Origin of the sequence: Microcoleus sp. T2B6, assembly GCF_036700475.1 — a bacterium.
In the GTDB taxonomy this organism is placed as follows: domain Bacteria; phylum Cyanobacteriota; class Cyanobacteriia; order Cyanobacteriales; family Microcoleaceae; genus Microcoleus.
The window spans coordinates 1-1,317 of record NZ_JAUBOZ010000246.1 but is presented as its reverse complement, the minus strand read 5'-3'; the positions used below and the strand labels follow the sequence as shown (position 1 = coordinate 1,317).

The window sequence follows — 1,317 nt, the reverse complement described above, 5'->3', positions numbered from 1 at the left end:
GGCTTTCAGGGGTAGGTTTTTAATGATGACACCGGATTGGATAGTATAGAAACAGTGAGTTTTACACAGCTCCGGAGCTATTCTCAACCTGAGCAAACCCTATGAGTACGCCAAAGAGTTTAAAAAATTGGATAGGATTTGTCGCGGGGAAACTCCCTCATTTGAGCAAGCCGCAAGCCAGAGTTTTAGCTATGTGGAGCTTTGGTATGGCAATGGTGCAGTCTTGTGGCCTAACCACTGTCGCCACTTTTTTGGCGAATCTGTTAGAGACAAAAGAGAACACCATGCGGCAGCGATTGAGAGAATGGTATTGGGGAAAAAAAGATAAAACGGGAAAATGTCGCCAAGAATTGGACGTTACACAAAGCTTTGTCCCGCTGTTGCAGTGGATTTTAAGCCTGTGGCAAGACACTGAGAATAAGCAGCTTTTCTTGGCGATGGATGCCACCACTTTGGGGCAACGCTTCACAGTCTTAGCAATCAGTGTTTTGTATCGAGGTTGTGCGATTCCAGTGGCCTGGAAAATTGTTGAAGCTACTGCCAAAGGAGCTTGGCAGCCTTACTGGCTGCAATTATTTGATGTTTTCATGGGTTGTATCCCCTCAGATTGGAAGGTCATTGTAGCGGCTGACCGAGGACTCTATGCTGACTGGTTGTACGACAAAATTGTCGAACTAGAATGGCATCCTTATTTACGAGTTAATCTAGGCGGTCAATTTCGTCCCGAGGGCCAGTCGGATTTTCGCCCTTTGAAGACAGCCGTTTCAGAGCCGGGAAGTCTGCCTTGGTGTGGCCGGGTGACTTGTTTCAAAAACAAGCCAATTAAATGTACTTTAATCGCCCGTTGGGATGTCGGCTATGCTGACCCTTGGTTAATTGTGACGGATTTGTCTCCTGAGATGGCTACAAGTTGTTGGTATGGAATGCGAGCTTGGATTGAGTGTGGTTTTAAAGATACTAAACGCGGGGGTTGGCAATGGCATCAGACCAAAATGACTGACCCAGCTCGCGCTGAGCGGCTGTGGTTAGCGATTGCTGTAGCGACTCTCTGGTTAGTGAGTGTTGGGGGTGAAGTTGACAGCAATTTGCCTAAAAATGATTTGCAGTCTTTGTCGCCTCACCATGTAGCTAGATTGCGAACCACCACGTCAAAAACTTCCCCCCGTCTTTTAAGTTGCTTCCGGCGCGGTTTTTTAGCGATTTTAGTAGCTTTGCTGTTGGGCAAACCTTTACCGATTGGTAGCTTTATTCCTGAACCTTGGCCAAGCCGTTCTCACTTTTCTACGGCTTAAATTTTAAAAACCTACCCCTGAAAGG

1 protein-coding gene is annotated in these 1,317 nt (G+C 46.8%); it reads left to right on the top strand.

Annotation, left to right across the window (positions count from 1 at the left end):
• Positions 1–101 precede the first annotated feature (101 nt).
• The gene (locus QUA00_RS36690; RefSeq protein WP_333306402.1) at positions 102–1,292 is read left to right on the top strand and encodes a transposase; all 1,191 of its coding nucleotides are present in this window, start codon (positions 102–104) and stop codon (positions 1,290–1,292) included.
• Positions 1,293–1,317: the final 25 nt, after the last annotated feature.

What these genes read in the sequence shown, in the direction of transcription:
- QUA00_RS36690 (WP_333306402.1), top strand. Translation starts at nt 102, where the DNA reads ATGAGTACGCCAAAGAGTTTAAAAAATTGGATAGGATTTGTCGCGGGG.